This window comes from Kitasatospora sp. NPDC059827, assembly GCF_042731675.1.
In the GTDB taxonomy this organism is placed as follows: Bacteria; Actinomycetota; Actinomycetes; order Streptomycetales; family Streptomycetaceae; genus Kitasatospora.
The window spans coordinates 1-17,282 of the sequence record NZ_JBHWIV010000043.1 but is presented as its reverse complement, the minus strand read 5'-3'; the positions used below and the strand labels follow the sequence as shown (position 1 = coordinate 17,282).

The window sequence follows — 17,282 nt, the reverse complement described above, 5'->3', positions numbered from 1 at the left end:
GCCCGGGTTATCTTCCTGCTTTCTGTTTTATTCTGCACCCAAACCCACACCTGCCCGAACTGTGGCCCCCCCCCGCGGGCCCCACCACTGTCACATCAGCCGGCCGAAAACTCCCCAGACTTGACGCCGGTTACGAAGGACGCCCAAGCCTCAGCCGACAAGAGCAGAACGGGCCCGTCCGGGTCCTTGGAGTCGCGAACCGGCACGACATCGATCCCACGATCAGCCACCTCAACACAATCGCTCTGCGCGCCCGAGAAAGATGACTTCCGCCAGTTGAGTCCAACGACAGAAGCACCCACGAGGTCGGCAACCTCAACGCAGCCGCCCCCCTGACCGCTGTAGCTACCCTTGCGCCACCTCACGCTCCCGAGATCCACTGCGACCATGTCTCGCCCTCCATTGCTTAGCGGCACGGCCTCCGCCGCACCCGAGCAATCGCGTCGAGACTCGTCTACCCGCCCAGGAACTCCCCAGCCTTCGTCCCGCTGACAAAGGCAGCCCAGGCATCTGCGGTGAACTGCAGGGATGGCCCACCTGCGTCCTTCGAGTCGCGGACTGCCATTCCGCCCAGAACCAACTGCCCGGTCTCCACGCACTCGTTCGCCTGGGCGCTGTAGCTGCTCTTGTACCAACCCCGGGCGGCGATCTCTGGCACGGTCATGCGCTCACACCTCTTGTTTGATCTCGTCGTCACGTCTCCGCCGCAATCGCCGCGATCATATCCAGCGACTTCACCGGGTCCAGAGCAGCCGATCGCAGGTACTCGAAGACCAGCCCGTAGCCGTCCAGCTCGCCCTGCTGCTCCAGGTAGTGGCTGCTCGTCAGTGTCTCCAGAAACACCGCCCCAGGAGTGGGCAAATCGGAGAAGCCGTACATCACGAAAGCGCCGCACGCGCCCGCGGTTGCGCCGACATCCAGTGGCACCACTTGCAGGGTCACGTTAGGCAGGTTCGCCGTCTCCATCAGGTGCGTCAGCTGTTCTCGATGAACTTCCGCTCCTCCCACCGGACACCTGAGCGCGGGCTCCCAGATGATCGCCCAGAAGCGAGCCGGGTCCGGCTTCGCGAGGACTTCCTTCCGCTCCATCCGGATCTCGACCAGCTGGTCGATGCGTTCCGGACGCACGGCGGCAGGATTGGCCTCAAGCAAGGCCCGGGCGTAACGCCTTGTCTGCAACAGGCCCGGGACGACCATGGTCTGCCACATGCGGATGTACCGGGCGTCGTCTTCGAGCCCGAGAACGTCCACGTACGCCGACGGGATCGTGTCACCGTAGTCGTGCCACCAACCGCGCCTCTTGCTCTCCCTGGACAACACCTCAAGTGCGTCGCGTTCTCCCCCGGCCACCCCGTACAGGTCCAGCAAGATCCCGAGATCCAGCCGACGGACACCAGATGCTCCGGTCTCTATGCGGCTGATCTTGGCGCGGGAGCAGGCAAGAGCCTTCGCCGCATCTTCGGTCCCCTTGCCCGCAGCTTCGCGGAGACGGCGAAGCTCCGAGCCGAGCCGGCGAGCACGCACGGTCGGCCTCAGCTCATCAGCCATGTACAGATCCTCTCCCTGGCCAGCCCCAGTCTGCCTTGTGACGATGCGTCAATCCAGCGAAAGTCATTCTGCATCGTTGCATTCGTTTCGCTTGCAGCTTGCATCACCACGGGTGCATGCTACCTGGAGTAGCGAGTCGCGCCACACAGAGTCATCGAGGCGGGCTCATTGCCCCGGGCATCCCCATGCCTTCTCCAGTCGCTCTCACCTGCACATCCCAGAGGTGACACCGCCATGCCTGAAACCCCCTGCCCCGCCCCCGACGAGCAGACCTGCTGGCTGCCCCGGCACCCGAAGTCCGCCCGCGCCGCGCGCCAGGAGCTCCACGCCTTTCTCCACTCCCACCCCTCCCGCGAACACCTCCTCCCCACCGGCGAGTTGCTCCTCAGCGAGCTCGTCACCAACGCGGTCACCCACACCCGCACCCCGCGTGACCGCCTGATCTTCGTCCGCCTTCAGCTCTCCTCCCCCACCACCCTCCGCATCGAGGTGCACGACGCCGACAGCGAGAAGCCCTCGCTCCGCCACCCGGCGTCCCCCACCTCCGAAACCGGCCGAGGCCTGTTCCTCGTCCAGGAGTTGGCGCAGAGCTGGGGCTGCTGCCCGCGCAGGGGCGGCATCGGCAAGTTCATCTGGTGCCACATCACCGCGCCCGCCGCCGAGGCCGCCGCGTGAAGCCGGTCCGGGCCGGGATCGCGGGCATCATGCTGCCGACCGTGTTCCCCAGCCTCGACCACGCGCTCCCCGTCCTCTGGGACCACGTCCGCCGACACCCCGTCCGCGCCGCCCACCGGGACTTCCTCCGCCTCTGCATCGGCCCGGGCGGCAACAACGGCGTCGCCCACTCCCTCGCTCGCAGCGGCCGCTGGTCCGTCACCCTCTACCTCGGCGACACGGCGGACCGAACCGCCCACCCGCTCACCATCACCACCCGTCACCGGCCCTGAACCCCCCCTGCCCCCGGCCGGTGTTCACACCGGCCGGGGGCGGATGGACGGCTTTCCCGTTCCGGAAAGATCAGGTCCTTGACCCTCGACCTGGAGAGCCGGAAGCATCGAGCAGCAGGAACCACCGACGAACTACGTGGCCCAGGGCCACGTGATCACCGACCCCGACCGCCTTGCGCAACTGAACCTGCCGCCGGGCGAGTCGGCGGTCCTGATGCCCGCCGACGTCCTGGAGAGGTACTTCCATGCTCAAGGGTGAAGAATTCGGCCGCCTCTTCGAGACCTTCGAACGAACGGCCTTCCGGCTCGAAACACTGGCCGTCTACGACGTGGACGACGAGCGTGAGGAATTCGCCGCCTTCCTCGCGGGCGAGGGGTTGCCGCCGGAGTCCTCCGACAATCCCTGGGTCCGCTCCATGACGGACCTGGGCAAGCAGGTGGCCCGGGTGCACGTCCTCCGCTCGCCCCTCTCGGACTATCTCCGGTACGAGTTGGCCTCCTACCCCGGCAACATCACGGCCGGCGAGTCGATCGGCATCATCGACACGGCCCGGCAGGAGGTGGCCGGCCTGCCCGACCACGACTTCTGGCTGTTCGACGACGCCCGGGTCTACCGAATGCACTACACCGACGCGGGACAGTTCCTCGGCGCGGAACTACTGCCCGACGACCGCCTGAGCGAGTACCAGCGGTACCGGGAGATCGCCCTGGCAGCCGCCGTACCCTTCGGGGAGTACTCGGCAGGTTGAGCGGAGACCAGCACAAGGACCTGGGCAAGGCCCTGCGGGCGCTGCGGATCGCCTCGGACAAGACAGCCGAGACCATCGCCCGCAGGGCTTCCATGTCTCCGGCCAAGCTCTCGAAGATCGAAACCGGCAAGACCCTTCCGAGCGTGCAGGACGTGGACCTCATCCTGACGGCGCTCGGCATATCAGGTGAGGCCAAATCCGAGTTCCTGAAGGCGGCCCGAGGTGCTGCCACCGAGGAGATCGCCTGGCGAGAACTCCGCCGCATGGGCCATTGGAAGCACCAGCACGCCATCAAAGCCATTGAGGCCCAGACGACCCTTCTCCGGCTCTTCCAGGGGCAGTTGATCCCCGGCTTGCTCCAGACTGCCGAGTACGTCACGGCGGTCTTCGCCCTGCACTCCGAACTGTCGGCGGAAGCCAAGACGAAGACGATCGCAGCTCAATTGGAGCGGCAGGCCGTCCTCTACGATCGACACCGGACGTTCCGCTTCCTCATCTGTGAGCACGTCCTGCGCTGGCGCATCGGCCCTCCTGCTGTCATGGCCACACAGCTCGATCGCCTGCTGTCGCTGTCCCGGCTTCCCAACGTGACCATCGGCATCCTCCCTCTGAACAGGAGGATGCCGGACTTCCCCATGACCTGTTTCAGCATGCATGACGACCGCCTGGTCATGGTGGAGACGTTCCACTCGGAGATCACCACTCGCGATCCAAGAGATGTCAGTACCTATCTTTCAAAATTCTCAGAATTCGATTCCGTGGCGCTGCACGGAGATGACATGCGCGAACTGATCGAAGGGGTCCGCGACGAGTACTTTCGCGAACAGGAAAGCGTGTAGGAATCAGCCCTTCACCCCCGAAATTTGGTGCGTCGCCGAAACAAACCGATTCACGGGAGCCCTCCATGTCCGCTGCGGATCCCGCATCGACCGGCCCGAAGCGGCGCCGCACCCACGCGGAACTCATGGAACAGGTCGACAACAGCCCGGTCCGGAAAGACCTCACCACCGGGCGCCTGGTCGAGGTGGTGGGCGCCCAGGACGGCAGGGCCCTGGTGCGGCCCCTGTTCGAGCCGGACGCTCCGCCACGCCAGGTACCCGCCGACCAGCTCACCACCCGCATCAGCCTGTGGGGCTGATGCGGGTGGCCCCGACCGAGGAGCAGCATGATGACCGCCGAACCCCCCGAGCCGCTGAGCGCAAACCTCCCCCACCTGGCCGATGTCCTGCTGGGGCCGTTGACCTTCGGCTCCGTCGCCTCGACGGTGCTCGACAACAACCAGGGCCTGGGAGTTCCCATGGCCAGGCGGATCACCCGGGAGGCGATCGCGTTCGTCGTCACGGGTGCACTTCGCCGTGACATCGCCATCGTGCCGAGCCGCATCGTGGACGAGGGCTGGCACGCCCTCATCCAGCACGCCGAGGCCTACGCGGATCTGTGTGCGCGCTTCGGCGATTTCGTCCACCACAGCCCGGGATACGGCACCGAGAACTACGACCCGAACATCCTCCGACACACGCAGGCCGCCATCCGCGCGGTCGGGTTCGACATCGACCTGGACCTGTGGCGGGCTCCCGACGACGACAGTCTGGTGACCGTCGCCGCCGGCTGCCAGCACGCCCCCGCCAAGGACGGCCCGATCAAGCCGATGCCGAAGCCCGAACACCCTTGCCACAAGCCGAAGGCGGCCTGGGCGGCGTACCCTGCCGACCAGCCGACAGGAGGTACTCGAATGGAAGAGTGGATCGACCCCCGGTACGCGGAGCTGGTTGCCTGCTACCGACGGCAGCAGGAAGCGCCGGAGGATCCCACCTACGGCCCGCCCACCGATGACGTGCCGCTCCGCGGCTTCGTCCTGGAGCCGATGCCCCAGTGGTAGAGCCAGAGCTTGCCCCCGCCCGGCGTTCACGCCCGGGCGGGGGCAAGGACATCTGTGCGCAGGAAGTCGGCGGGGCCGACTTCCCGTGCACCACACAACGCCACACCGCACCGCACCGGCTCAGCCGTGGTCGTCCCAGTCCTCCGCGTGGAACCGGGCACCGCTCACCACGGTGTCCCCGGCCCTGGTGGCGCGCACGGACATGCCGGAGCCGTCCGGCCCGAGGTCTCCGTCGCAGCCGATGAGCAGCGTCCCGTCATGGCTCTCGACGTACCGGGTGAGGGCCGCATCGACCTCGGAGACCGTCCGGCCGATCAGCGGCAGGCCCTCGAACTCCAGCTGCGGACCGGTGCGGCCGTTCACGGTCACGGCCGCCAGGGTGGGAAAGCCCTGCTGGTGCCAGTAGTGCGCGGTCACTCCGGCCCGGTCGAACTGGTCCTCCGACAGGATCCACTGCCGGGCCCCGTAGTGCCGCATCGACTGGTAGCCCCACCCCCGCCGGGCGGCCGGCGTCTCACCGCCCAGCGCGGCCGCCACCTCTCGCGGGCTCATCCCGAACCGCAGCGGGCCGACCCGCTCCAGCGGCGTCCAGTCCCAGCGGGGCCGGTCCTGATCGGACGTCACCGGCCAGGAGCAGGAATTCGTCTCCAGCCTGCGGACGTCGCGCCAGGCGAGCACCGGTTCGGCCCCGTACGGGTTCTCGGCCAGCTCAGGGCCGACGAGCAGGGCACCGGTGAGCATCGCGTCCCGCCGCTCCAGGTACCCGTCGGGCGACGTGCCCCACTCCTGATCGGCGCCCATGGACACTCCCCAGGCCGCCACCTCCGGATCGCCGCTCCAGTTCACCCCGACCGGAACGCCCTCCCGACCGGCGAGCGCGTGGACCTCGGCCCGGACCTCGGACGGCACCCGGGCGATCAGCTCCACCTCTCGCAGCCGCACCAGCGGTCCGGTGTTCGCGTCGACCGCCACCGCCGCCAGCCGCTCGTCCGGCCCGTAGATCGCGGTCACGCCCGTACCGTGGTGGTACCCCTGCCAGCACACCCGGTCCTGCGTGCTCTGCACCGGGGAAGGGTGTTCCGCGAGGACGTCCCTGACCTCGTCGGGGCTCATCCCGAACCGCAGCGGCCCGACCCCCACCAGCGGATCGAGCCCCCACCGCGCCCGCTCCTCCTCCGCTTTCCGCTCCCACCAGCCCACCAGGACGCACCCCCGCACGATCGCTCCGCCCGACCCCGGCACACCCGCCGATGATCTTGCCAGGCACGCTAGACCCACCCTCCGACAGCGGAGCCGAATCCCCCACCAGCACGGGAAGTCGGCGGGGCCGACTTCCTGTGCGCCGCCCGACTCGCCCCCGCAGGGCACAAATTGCTCCGTCAGAGCGCGAAACGGACGTCCGTCAGCCGCTCCGACAGCTCCCAGAGCCGCCGCGCCGTCTCGGCGTCGGTCGCCCTCGGGGCGAGCCGCACGACCTTCGGGGCGCCGCGCAGTTCTCCCATCCCGCCCGGGCCGATGAACTGCCCGCCGAGGGCGTCCGGGGCGGTGGCGGCGAAGAGTTGGGGCAGCGCGCCCCGGGCCGGGGTCTGGGCGAGCGGGAGCAGGAGGCGGCCGAAGAGCAGTTTCACCGGGCCGACCGAGCCCGCCTGGATGCCGGTGGCCGCGTAACCGGGGTGGGCGAGCAGGCTGCGGACCGGACTGCCTGCGACGGTGAGACGCCGGTGGAGCTCCCGGCCGAAAACGGCATTGGCCAGCTTCGACTGGTTGTAGCGCCCCATCGGCGAGTACCCGCGCTCGCCGGTGAGGTCGTCGAAGTGGAACCGCCCCTGCCGGTGGTTGGCCGAACTCACGGTGACCACCCGGGGGTCGGTCCCGCCGGCCAGCAGGTCGAGCAGCAGCCCGGTGAGCGCGAAGTGTCCGAGGTGGTTGGCCGCGAACTGGAGCTCGTGCCCCTGCGCGCTGAGTGTGCGCGGCGGGGCCAGCACACCCGCGTTGTTCACGAGGACGTCCGGGCGGAGGCCGTCGGAGCGCAGCCGCTCGGCGAAGGCTCGGACGGAGTCGAGGTCGGCCAGGTCGAGGCGCCGCACTTCCAGGGACGCCCCCGGCTGCTCGGCGGTGAGCTCCGCGACCGCGCGCCGCCCCTTGGCCTCGTCGCGGACGGCGAGGACGACCCGGCCGCCCCGGTGGGCGAGGGCGCGGGCGGTCGCCAGCCCGAGGCCGCTGTTGGCGCCGGTGACGACGAAGAGTCGCCCCGCCTGGTCCGGAATCCGTTCGGCGCTCCACGCTTGATGCTTCGTCATACGACACACGCTGCCGCTCATGTCACCAAGTGTCAAGTACGACTCCAAGCGCCAGGAACGACCCCGCGTGTAGCATCGAGGGATGACCACCTTCCCCGCCCCGAGCCTGGCCGAGCGCAAGCGCCGGCTCGTCGCCGACGAACTGACCAGGGCCGCACTGGGCCTGTTCGCCGAGCACGGGTTCGACGCGGTCACGGTCGACGAGATCGCCGCCGCCACCGGCATGTCCAAGCGGACGTTCTTCCGCTACTTCGCCTCCAAGGAGGACGTGGTCGTCCGCTTCCTCGCGGAGCTGGGCGACGGCATGCGCGCCGAACTCGCCGCACGGCCCGCCGGGGAGAGCCCCTCCACCGCCCTGCGGCACACCGTCTGGGCCGCCGTCGACGCGTGCGCCGGCCACTCCGAGCAGACCCTGCGCGTGGTCCGACTGATCCTCGGCACACCCGCGTTGCGCGCCCGCCTCCTGGAGCACCAGTCGCAGTGGCGGGAGGAGCTGGCCGCCGAACTCGCCGATCGCCTGGGAGTGGACGCCGCGGCCGGACTCCGCCCCCGGATGGCCGCGGGAATGGCCCTGACCGCCTTCGACGTCGTACTCCAGTGCTGGAGCGCGAGCGACGGCACGGCGGACCCGGCCGCCCTGACCGACCAGGCCTTCACCGCCATCGCCCCGGCCCTCGACGCCACTGCGCGCTGACGATCACCGCGCCCGGCGGCGGCGCGCGCCCACCCCGCACCGGCGCCCACCCCGCACCGGCGACCGCCGCGCGCCGCCCGTCCGACTGAACTCCCGGGCCGCACCGGCATCACACGCACACGCACGACCCGCACCCCGCTACGGTCCGGCGCACAGCCGAACGAAAGGGGTCCCCCGTGACGACCGGAGTCCTCGACTACGAGAGCGACGCGATCACCCAGCTCATGAGCATGGCGGAGGAGGACTGGACCGAGCAGGAGCTCAAGGAGGCCCTCCAGCGGGCGATCATGCTGGAGGTGTCGACCATCCCGCCGTACTCGACCGCCCTGTGGTCGATCACCGCCCGGAACGGCGACCAGCCGGTCGGCGACACCGTCCAGGAGATCATCTTCGACGAGATGTTCCACTTCGGGCTGGTCTGCAACATGCTCACCAGCATCGGCGGCACCGTCGTCCTGACCAACCCGCTCACCGTCCCCAAGTACCCGGGCGAGCTGCCCGGCGGCGTCAACCCGGGCCTGGTGGTCTACCTCAGCGGGCTCTCCCGCGACTCGGCCGGGCTCTTCGCCGCCATCGAGAAGCCCGAGAACCCGCTCGCCTACGCCTCCGACGGCAACACGATCGGCGCCTTCTACCAGCGCATCGCCAACGTCTTCCCCACGTACGCCCACCTGCTCACCGGGCAGCGCCAGGTGACGTTCTCGCTCGGCACCAACCGAAGCATCGTCGCGATGAACACCATCGACGACGTGCTCTCGGCGATCCACGTCATCCAGACCCAGGGCGAGGGCACCACCGCCTCCCCGGAGGACCCGTTCCCCAGTGCCCCGGGCGAACTCGCCCACTACTACGCCTTCCAGGAGATCGCCGTCGGCCGGAAGCTCGTCCAGAACCCCACGACGAAGACGTGGGAGTTCACCGGCGCCGACGTCCCGCTGCCGGACACCTTCCCGGTCGCCCGGGTCCCCAAGGGCGGCTGGCCCCGCCAGGGCGACCCCAACTCGCCCGACGGGCCCACCGCCGGGCAGCTGGACGCCTTCAACCAGCACTACAGCGCCATGCTGCACGCCCTCGAACGCGCCTGGGGCGGCGACCCGTCCCAGCTCGGCACCGCGATCGGCCTGATGGGCCAACTGCGCGACACGGCCCAGCAGATCGTCGACGTCAAGCTCCCGGCCGACCCCCGCTTCACGTACGGCCCGGAGTGGCTCCTGGTGTGACCGAACGGCGCAGGGGCCGGTACGGACGGGTCCGTACCGGCCCCGAAGGCCCTCGGCTCACCACACCACCGGCAGCCGCTCCGGCAGCCGCTTGATGAACCCCGGCCGCCAGGCCAGCTGGTCGGCGGGAACGGCGAGCCGCAGGCCCGGGAGCCGTTCGACGAGCGCGGTGAGGGCGATCTCGGCGTGGGTGCGGCCGAGCGCCGAGGCCGGGCAGAAGTGCCGGCCCGCGCCGAAGGCGAGGTGCGGGTTGCTCGGCCGGTCGAAGTCGATCCGCTCCGGGTCCGGGAAGACCGCCGGGTCGTAGTTGGCGCCCTCGACCAGGACGAGCACGAGCTCGCCCTCCTTCACCAGCACCCCGCCCACCTGGACGTCCGCGAGCGCGAGCCGCGGCAGGGCGTCGCCGATCGACAGGTTCACCCGCAGCAACTCGTCCACCGCGCGCCCGATCAGCGCCGGCTCCCGCCGGAGCCGGTCGGCGAGTTCGGGTTGTTCGCACAGGTAGACGATCGCGTTCAGCAGGAACGCCGAGGTCGACACCGCTCCCGCGCCGAACAGCGACAGCGCGACGGTGGCGAGCAGTTCGTCGCCGACCCGGTCAGTGACGTCCGGGGAACGGCGCAGCGCGGCGAACCGGCCGAGCAGGCCGTCCACCGGTTCCGGGTCGGCGTTCAGCCGCCCGAGCACGTGGCCGAGGTCCTTGTACCAGTTGGGGGCCGCACCGGCGAAGGGCACCGGGCTGGTGAGGAAGGCGAGGTCGACGCCGGCCATCAGCCGCCGCCCGTCCTCGGCCGGGATGCCGAGCAGTCGGCAGTGCAGTGCGGCGGAGTAGGGGTCGGCGAACCCGTCGCGGAGTTCGCCGGGGGCGCCCTGGGCGGTGAGCCGGTCGATCAGCCGGTGGGCCTCGGCCTGGAGCCAGCCGTCGAGGGCGCGGTCGGCCCGCGGGGAGAGGGTCCTCATGACGGCGTCGCGCAGTCCGGCGCTGTTGATGCTGCCCATGTTGTCGACCACCTCGGGCGGGATGGTCAGCGCGTACTGGCGGGGGACGCCGGGGTTGGCGGTGTCCTTGAGGCTGAACCGCTCGTCCTCCAGGACCTGCTTGGCCAGCGCGTAGCTGCTGACCAGCCAGGCCGGATCGCCGGTGAGGGTACGGACCCTGGCGATCGGGGTCTCCTCCCTCAGCCGGTTCGCCTCGGCGGGCAGGACGTCTCCCCGGCGGGAGAGCGGGAAGGCGATGTCGGTGGTCGGCGGGTGGGTCACGGTCACGGTCGTGCTCACGGGCGTTGCTCCTCGGGGAAGTTCGGCAGTCCGGACGATCGACTACGCGGGCACAGCGGCTTCTACGGCCTCGACGGCGGAGGACGCCGCAGCCGGCCGGATCACCGCGTACGCCTGGCCGGCCGCGGCGCGCAGGCCGTCGTCCCGGCCGAACAGGACGGGCGTGAGCGGGAGTTGCAGGTGGTAGCAGCTGACCGAGGAGCGCACGCCGAGCAGCGCCGGGGTGTCCAGGAAGAACGGCAGTTCGGCGGCGATGTAGCGCAGCCCGGCGGCGAGTTGGGGTTCGCTGGGGGCGAGGCCCTCGTCCAGCCGGGCGGCCAGGAAGCCGCGGGCCATGCCCTCGGCGGCCGCCCGGAGCTCCGGGTCGGTCCGCAGGGCGTCGACGGCCCGCCGGTGCAGCCGCTGGTAGGCGCGGTCGCCGGCGAAGGAGGAGAGGGCGTGCACCCGGACGTCCCGGGCGTCCCGGACGTCGCCCCGCGGGCCGGCCTCCTCGACGCCCCGCTCGATCCGGCGGGCGGTGGCCTTGACCTCCTTGCGGGCCCGGCGCTCGGCCTGCTCGGGGGCGTAGCCGAAGGTCTCGAACTGGGTGCCGACGAGCAGGTCGGCGTAGACGATGTCGATCCGCTCGAAGAACTCCCGCCCCCACCGGACGAGTTCGGTGATCCGCCGGGCGCTGAAATAGCTGTTTCCTGAGCTGACGCCGATGAGCAGGTGTTCGCCGCGCCGCCAGATCTCCTGGCAGCGGCGGGAATACGGAAGTGCCTCGTACCCGCCCGACGGAATCACCGTCGGGCGCTCGTCCCGGAGGGCGTCGCGCATGCCTTGCCTCCACATCACAGCAGTGGTCACGGACTGGGCGTTCATGGGGATGTGGGGGAATTCGCAGAGGTGCACGGCGGGTGGGGGGAGTTCACCCGGAGTGCCGTGTGCACCTGGTGGGGCTGCGGCGACCTGAAACTACCGCTGCCGCGCGGGAGCTCCGCAAGCCCCGTACGGGGGTTGGCGAAATGTGATCACCGAGCGGCCGGAATCCATGTGAACTGCCACCCGGCAAACGTGTTCACGAAGATTTCTTCGACGACTGCCGAATACCGCCCCGACGGCTCCTCGGGCCAGTGTGAAATCCTCCAACATCCCTCGGGAAAAGGGAATGCGTTTCGGAAGATACGCCCCCCGGAAACGCCGAAGGCCGGTGCGGAGGATCCGCACCGGCCTTCGCCGACTACCGCTCAGCCGTTACTCGTTCGGCACCGTCGCGTACTTCGCGGTGCCCTCGGCCATCTGCTTGAGGGCGTCCTTGCGGTCCCGCTTCGACAGCTTGTCGATGTAGAGGGTGCCGTACAGGTGGTCGGTCTCGTGCAGCAGGCAGCGGGCGAAGAAGCCGGTGCCCTCGACGCGGATCGGGGTGCCGTCCTTGTCGACGCCGGTCACGGCCGCGTAGTCCGGGCGCGGCAGCTCGGCGTAGGCGGTCGGGACGGACAGGCAGCCCTCGTTGCTGTCGTCGAGCACACGGCGCCGGTCGGCCGGGTACTCCTCCAGCTTGGGGTTGATCACGTGGCCGATGTGGCGCACGCCGTCGTCGTCCGGGCAGTCGTAGACGAAGACCTTGAGGTCGACGCCGATCTGGTTGGCGGCCAGGCCGACACCCTCGGCGGCGTACATCGACTGGAACATGTCGTCGATCAGCCCGGACAGTTCGGCGTCGAACGCGGTGACGTCCTTGACCTCGCGGTGCAGCACGGGATTGCCGACCACGGTGATCGGGCGCGCGGTGCCCTTGGTGAGGTCGGGCTCCTCACCGATCACCTTCGCGGGGGCCTCGGGCGCCGCCCCCTCCACGTCGTGCTCGTGCTGGTGGTCGTGCTGCTCCGCCATTGTCTTCCGCTCCCATAGGTCTACGCGTACCTCACCAGGGTACTCAGCGGGATCAGCAGACCTCTTCGAGATCCCGGTAGGCCCTGGTCGAGGGGGCGGCCGCGACCCAGCGGTCGAGCAGGGAGCGGACCAGGTGGGCCGGGGCGGCGAGCCCGCACTCGCGCTCGACCAGCCAGGACATCCCGGCCGCGCCGCCCTGGCTGAGGTGGCTGAGGTGCCCGGGGTGGGCGGCGTCGCCGTCGTCGTGGGGGTCGTGGTGGGCGACGATCCCGTCGTCGGCGGCCATCCGGCTCTCCGAGCAGGCGCGGCACAGCAGCCGCACCGAGGAGGTCCAGTCCTCGGCGGCGTAGCCGGCGTCGGCGACCAGCCGTTCCAGCGCGTCCCGGTCGCCGGCGGTGGCGGCCTGCAGCAGCACCACGTAGGTCGGCACCGGGGAGGGCGCCCACAGCTCGATCTCGTCGAAGACGGGGTAGGCGACGCCGTCGGTGACCCGTTCGCCGTGCGGGGCGCCGTCGTGCAGCACGACCTCGCCCCAGCGGCGGCCGGAGGAGGGCAGCGGGATGGACAGCACCTCGATCCGGGCGGGGTCGAGGCGCCGGCCCCACACCACCTCGGACTCGCCGTCGGGGGACAGCCGCACCGGGGTGGTGCCCAGCTCCAGGCTGACCGGCCCGTCCCCGCCGGGGCCGCCGGGCAGCTTGAGCCCGTAGGCCTGCCAGGCGCGGCGGGCGAGCGGCCAGTCCTGGAGGGCGGTGGCGGTGATGCCGAGGTTCCACCAGTCGGGGGCGCCCTGCTCGCGGTCGAGCAGGGCGACGGCGCGCAGGCCGGCCGAGCGGGCCTGCTCCCAGTCGCGGCGGAACTTGTGCAGCAGGGCGAGGTTGAACCAGGAGTCGGACAACCAGGGCTCCAGGTCGGCGGCCATCACCAGCAGGGCGCCGGCGTCCTCGTAGCGGCCGTCGCCGATCAGCGTGAAGGCCCGGTCGGTCGTCTGCCGCCAGGTGGCGGACGGCCGGTGCCGTGCCCGGTGGAAGATCCTCACGTTCGTCCCTGCCGTCGTCGTCCGCTCAAGTCCCTTGCCGCCGGGCCCGTCCCGTCCTCGACGGGGCCCGGGTCCCGGTGCTCCGGGTCGGTGTTCCACGCTACGACCGCATCCAACCACGCCCGCCCCCGCCCGCGCTCCCCACCGCCGAGGTTGGGGCCGCCCCTCCCCAGCCTGCCCGTCGGAGCGCACCTCCTCAACCCCGGACGGGCGCCGCCCGGCCGCGCCCCGACCGCACCGCCGCGCCCCGGCGGGCGGGCAGGCCCCCGGGCGGGCGCCACCACACCGCTCGCGAGGACGGCGCTCTCGGCGGCCGATCCCCGCCCCGATCCTGCCCGCCGGGCCCCGACCCTGCCCGCCGACCCCCGACCCCGGCGGCCGGCCCTCAGCCCCGCCCCTGCCCGCCGACCCGGGCGAGGGCGTCCACCACCCGGGCGTCGTAGACCCGCCCGCGCCCCAGCCGCAGCACCTCCAGCGCCTCCAGCCGCCCCACCGCCTCGCCCAGGCCCCGCCCCCGGGCGGCGGTGAGCAGGTCGTCGTGGGCGTTGGCGACGCGGATGATCCGGGCGGCGAGCGGCACCGGGCCCTCCCCGCCCACCGGACCGGGGCAGGGGTCGGCCAGTCGGGCGACCTGCTCGGCGACCTGCCGGGGCACCCCGGTGCGGCTGATCACCTCGCTGCCGAGCCGGGCGATGCGCTGCTGCTCGACGGCAGGCAGCAGCGCGGTGGCGCCGTCCGGCACCGGTTCGACCAGGGAGAGCTGCCCGACGTCGTGCATCAGCGCCGCGTACTCCAGCAGGGCGAGCTCACGGGTGCCCAGCCCCAGCTCGCGACCGAGCGCGCACGCCGTGTCCGCGACCCGACGCGCGTGCCCGTGCGGGGTGTACCCGGCGACCTCGGTGGCCCGGGCCAGGCTGGCGATGGTCTGCCCGGTGGTGGCCCGTACCGCGGCGGCCCGCCGGAAGGAGACCTGGGCGAGCAGCAGCGGGGTGCAGAACAGCGGCAGCGCCCACAGCCCGACCTCGCCGGCCGCGAGGCTGACCAGCATCCCGGTGGCGACGATCGCCGAGCCGATCCCGAACAGCGAGCGCAGTTCGTCCTCCAGCGCGGCCGGGAAGCGCGGCCCGCCGGCCCCGGGCCCGTCCTCGGGCTCCCGCCCGCGGGCCGTCGCCGGGGCACACGCCCCGTCGCGCCGTGGTCGGTCGCCGACGGCTCCCGGAGCGGCGCCGGGGAGGTGCCCCCAGCTGCGCCCGGCCCGCCCTCCGGTCGAACGGCGGGCGGGCGAGGACGGGCCCGAGGAGCGCAGCAGCGCCGCGAGCGTCGCGTCGCAGAGCGCGGCCAGCGCGGCGACGGCCGTCAGGAAGGCCCCGTAGGCGGGGCCCTCGGGCGAGAAGCGGTCGACCAGGCCGCCGTTGTAGAGCGGCTGGAACACGGCAGCGGCGAAGCCGACCGCGAGCAGCCGGCGGGCGGCGCTGTCCCGCCGGGCCGGGTCCGCCCAGGGCGGCCGCCGGTGCGGGCGCCCCGGCCGGTGCGGCAGGGCGAGCCCGGGCAGCCAGCCCAGCAGCAGGCCGACCCCGGTCACCGCGACGACCTGGAGCGTGCCGTGCGCGGTCGGCACCCCGCGCAACGGCCCGAGCAGGGCGTACGCCAGCGCGCCGGCCGCGCCGATGGGCGCCTGCTCACGGTCACCCGGAAGGGTGATCCGGACGCATTCGCCGAGCGCGATCAGCGCGGTGAACGCCAGCGCGACCCTCGGCTCGGCGATCCCCCGCACCGCCACCGCGCCGAACGCCGGCACCACCAACACGGCGGCGGCCGCGTGCACACCCCGCGCGGTGCGCCCACGCCCCGAACCGCCCCCGCTCCCGCGCCCACTCCCGTGCCCTGAACCGGCCCCGCCCTCGGCCCGGCCCCCGCCCCCGGCCGCGCGCCCGGTCACGGCTGCCCGGCCGCGGGGCGGGCCCCGCCCTGGGCGGGCACCCGTCCGGGCGCGGCCCGCACCGGCTCGGGCACCCCGAGCGGGATGTCCGGGACGGCCCGTACGCAGTCCTCGGAGTGCACCACCGGCTGCCAGTCGTGCACGGCCAGCGCGTCGATCAGCGCCCGCACCATCACCGGGTCGAACTGGCTGCCGGAGCAGCGCTCCAGTTCGGTCACCGCCTCGGCGACGGGGCGGCCGCGCCGGTAGGAGCGGGTGGAGGTCATCGAGTCGAAGGCGTCGGCGACGGAGATGATCCGGGCGAACTCGGGGATCTGCTCGCCGGCCAGTCCGCTCGGGTAGCCGCGCCCGTCCATCCGCTCGTGGTGGTGCAGGATCCCGGCGTGCGCCTCGCCGAGGAAGTCGATCCCGCGCACCAGCTCGTACCCGTACACCGGGTGGATCTCCACGGCGCGGCGTTCGTCCTCGTCGAGGGGACCGTTTCTGCGCAGCAGCTCGGTGGCCACGCCGAGCTTGCCGACGTCGTGCAGGATCCCGGCGAAGCGCAGGGTGCGCAGCCGCTCGGGCTCCATGCCGAGCTGATTGGCGATCAGCACCGAGGCGCGGCCGACCCGTTCGCTGTGCCCCCGGGTGTAGGCGTCCTTGATCTCCACCGCCTGCACCAGCGACTGCACGGTGGCCTGGTGGGCGTCCCGCTCGCGCTGGCCCTGGGCGAAGACCCAGGCCGAGATGGACAGCGGCAGCAGGGCCAGCAGGGCGGCGAACGCCCCGTACGGGCCCTGCCAGAGCACCGCGACCATCAGTCCGCCGGCCGCGTGCACCAGCACCGGCAGCCCGCACACCGCGCAGGCGCCGCGGAGCACCTCGGTGACCGGCCGGCTCTCGCTGAGCACCACCATCACCCCTACCACCAGCCCGTTGACCAGGCAGAACGCGCCGACGGCGGCGAAGCCGGGCAGCAGCGCGGCGGGGAAGCGGGAGCCGAGCAGCAGCTGCGGGCCGTGCAGCAGGTGGAAGGCGACCGAGGAGGCGAAGGCGCACAGCGCGAGCTGCGAGCCGTTGAACAGCTGGCGGCCGCGGCAGCCGGGGCCGGTGGGGCCGCCGAGCAGGGCGGCGGGGGCGGCGACCAGGGCGGCGGCGGCCGGCGGGAGCATCAGCACCCCGGCGAACAGCACCGGGAAGAAGGCGTTCGCCCCGGGGCGGGCGGGGACCCGTCCGGCGGGCGCGGGGCGGCGCAGCAGCCGGCGCAGCAGGAGCGAGCAGGGGGTGGGCAGGCCCTGGGCGAGCGACTCCCAGCAGCCGTGCAGGAAGCCGAGCAGTCCGATCTTGGGCCAGTCCGCCGGGTGTCCGAGCCAGCGCGGCACCCCGGGCGTGACGGCCTCGGGCAGCAGCGGCAGCAGGCAGCACAGGGCCGCCACCGGGACGGCCACCAGGTAGCGCGCAGCCCCCTGCGGCAGGGTCGCGCCTCCACTATCGGTAGCGATCTCGACCTCCCCGCGTCCGGGCCCTGTTGCCTCAGCGCGCCGGGCTGACCGGCGGTGAGCGTCCGTCAGGAGGATAGGCCGCCGTCCGGGCGTGGGGACGCATGATCGCGCAATGGCGCAGTTGGCGCACCGCCAACTCACTCGAACGAGTGAGGGCGCATGCGAGCAGAACGGGAGCGGCCCCGGGAGCGCATGCTCCCGGGGCCACCGAAACTCCCGGTCCGAACCGTGCGGCCCGCCCTCGCCCGGGGGCGCCCCGGACCACAGGGGCCGGTCTACTCCGCCGGCGCGCAGGGCGCGACCGGCGCACCCGGGGGCCCGCCCCGCGCA

19 protein-coding genes are annotated in these 17,282 nt (G+C 72.0%); 8 read left to right on the top strand and 11 right to left on the bottom strand.

The annotated features are described in order from the left end of the window. Positions 1 to 95: 95 nt before the first annotated feature. The 3 genes from ACFV8H_RS24995 to ACFV8H_RS24985 form a co-directional block, all read right to left on the bottom strand. Positions 96 to 389, bottom strand: a complete 294-nt coding sequence (locus ACFV8H_RS24995) for a DUF397 domain-containing protein (protein WP_380403806.1) — start codon at positions 387 to 389, stop codon at positions 96 to 98. A gap of 65 nt (positions 390 to 454) precedes the next feature. Next, on the bottom strand, positions 455 to 664 hold the full coding sequence (locus ACFV8H_RS24990; RefSeq protein ID WP_380403803.1) for a DUF397 domain-containing protein: 210 nt from the start codon (positions 662 to 664) through the stop codon (positions 455 to 457). A gap of 29 nt (positions 665 to 693) precedes the next feature. Further along, positions 694 to 1,548 (bottom strand): helix-turn-helix domain-containing protein, encoded by an 855-nt coding sequence (locus ACFV8H_RS24985; protein WP_380403800.1) that lies wholly within the window; start codon positions 1,546 to 1,548, stop codon positions 694 to 696. A 234-nt stretch (positions 1,549 to 1,782) separates the two neighbouring features. Here ACFV8H_RS24985 and ACFV8H_RS24980 point away from each other — a divergent pair, with 234 nt between their 5' ends. From ACFV8H_RS24980 to ACFV8H_RS24955, 6 genes are all read left to right on the top strand, one after another. Further along, positions 1,783 to 2,223 (top strand): ATP-binding protein, encoded by a 441-nt coding sequence (locus tag ACFV8H_RS24980; RefSeq protein WP_380403797.1) that lies wholly within the window; start codon positions 1,783 to 1,785, stop codon positions 2,221 to 2,223. Next, positions 2,220 to 2,495: a hypothetical protein gene (locus tag ACFV8H_RS24975; RefSeq protein ID WP_380403794.1), complete on the top strand. Its 276-nt coding sequence runs from the start codon at positions 2,220 to 2,222 to the stop codon at positions 2,493 to 2,495. Before ACFV8H_RS24980 ends, ACFV8H_RS24975 begins: the two co-directional genes overlap by 4 nt. Positions 2,496 to 2,740: 245 nt before the next feature. Continuing rightward, entirely contained in the window at positions 2,741 to 3,244 is a 504-nt protein-coding gene (locus tag ACFV8H_RS24970; protein WP_380403791.1) for a DUF6879 family protein, read from the top strand. After that, a complete protein-coding gene (locus ACFV8H_RS24965; RefSeq protein ID WP_380403788.1) occupies positions 3,241 to 4,083 on the top strand; it encodes a helix-turn-helix domain-containing protein in 843 nt (280 codons plus the stop codon). Before ACFV8H_RS24970 ends, ACFV8H_RS24965 begins: the two co-directional genes overlap by 4 nt. 65 nt (positions 4,084 to 4,148) lie before the next feature. Next, positions 4,149 to 4,382 (top strand): hypothetical protein, encoded by a 234-nt coding sequence (locus tag ACFV8H_RS24960; protein ID WP_380403786.1) that lies wholly within the window; start codon positions 4,149 to 4,151, stop codon positions 4,380 to 4,382. Between the two features lie 30 nt (positions 4,383 to 4,412). Further along, entirely contained in the window at positions 4,413 to 5,123 is a 711-nt protein-coding gene (locus tag ACFV8H_RS24955; RefSeq protein WP_380403783.1) for a hypothetical protein, read from the top strand. A 120-nt stretch (positions 5,124 to 5,243) separates the two neighbouring features. Here ACFV8H_RS24955 and ACFV8H_RS24950 read toward each other — a convergent pair whose 3' ends face one another. Together ACFV8H_RS24950 and ACFV8H_RS24945 are read right to left on the bottom strand one after the other, a co-directional pair. Then, positions 5,244 to 6,188 carry a hypothetical protein gene (locus tag ACFV8H_RS24950; protein ID WP_380403780.1) on the bottom strand — a complete coding sequence of 315 codons (945 nt, stop codon included), beginning with the start codon at positions 6,186 to 6,188 and terminating at the stop codon, positions 5,244 to 5,246. 314 nt (positions 6,189 to 6,502) lie between these two features. Then, positions 6,503 to 7,423: an oxidoreductase gene (locus ACFV8H_RS24945; RefSeq protein ID WP_380403777.1), complete on the bottom strand. Its 921-nt coding sequence runs from the start codon at positions 7,421 to 7,423 to the stop codon at positions 6,503 to 6,505. An 82-nt stretch (positions 7,424 to 7,505) separates the two neighbouring features. On the opposite strand from ACFV8H_RS24945, the gene ACFV8H_RS24940 reads away from it, so the two are divergent. Together ACFV8H_RS24940 and ACFV8H_RS24935 are read left to right on the top strand one after the other, a co-directional pair. After that, positions 7,506 to 8,117 (top strand): TetR family transcriptional regulator, encoded by a 612-nt coding sequence (locus ACFV8H_RS24940; protein WP_380403774.1) that lies wholly within the window; start codon positions 7,506 to 7,508, stop codon positions 8,115 to 8,117. A 176-nt stretch (positions 8,118 to 8,293) separates the two neighbouring features. Further along, on the top strand, positions 8,294 to 9,337 hold the full coding sequence (locus ACFV8H_RS24935) for a ferritin-like protein (RefSeq protein WP_380403772.1): 1,044 nt from the start codon (positions 8,294 to 8,296) through the stop codon (positions 9,335 to 9,337). A gap of 57 nt (positions 9,338 to 9,394) precedes the next feature. Here the strand turns inward: ACFV8H_RS24935 and ACFV8H_RS24930 are convergent, their stop codons facing one another. The 6 genes from ACFV8H_RS24930 to ACFV8H_RS24905 form a co-directional block, all read right to left on the bottom strand. Beyond that, a complete protein-coding gene (locus ACFV8H_RS24930) occupies positions 9,395 to 10,615 on the bottom strand; it encodes a cytochrome P450 (RefSeq protein ID WP_380403769.1) in 1,221 nt (406 codons plus the stop codon). Between the two features lie 42 nt (positions 10,616 to 10,657). After that, positions 10,658 to 11,434 carry a tRNA-dependent cyclodipeptide synthase gene (locus ACFV8H_RS24925; RefSeq protein WP_380403766.1) on the bottom strand — a complete coding sequence of 259 codons (777 nt, stop codon included), beginning with the start codon at positions 11,432 to 11,434 and terminating at the stop codon, positions 10,658 to 10,660. Between the two features lie 417 nt (positions 11,435 to 11,851). Continuing rightward, positions 11,852 to 12,490, bottom strand: a complete 639-nt coding sequence (gene def / locus ACFV8H_RS24920; RefSeq protein WP_380403763.1) for a peptide deformylase — start codon at positions 12,488 to 12,490, stop codon at positions 11,852 to 11,854. Positions 12,491 to 12,542: 52 nt separating this feature from the next. Continuing rightward, positions 12,543 to 13,529, bottom strand: coding sequence for a hypothetical protein (locus tag ACFV8H_RS24915; protein WP_360233351.1), 987 nt, complete (start codon positions 13,527 to 13,529; stop codon positions 12,543 to 12,545). A 385-nt stretch (positions 13,530 to 13,914) separates the two neighbouring features. Next, positions 13,915 to 15,354: an HD-GYP domain-containing protein gene (locus ACFV8H_RS24910; protein WP_380403760.1), complete on the bottom strand. Its 1,440-nt coding sequence runs from the start codon at positions 15,352 to 15,354 to the stop codon at positions 13,915 to 13,917. A gap of 110 nt (positions 15,355 to 15,464) precedes the next feature. Next, complete coding sequence (locus tag ACFV8H_RS24905; RefSeq protein ID WP_380403758.1) at positions 15,465 to 16,898, bottom strand: HD-GYP domain-containing protein; 1,434 nt, start codon at positions 16,896 to 16,898, stop codon at positions 15,465 to 15,467. Between the last annotated feature and the right edge of the window lie 384 nt (positions 16,899 to 17,282).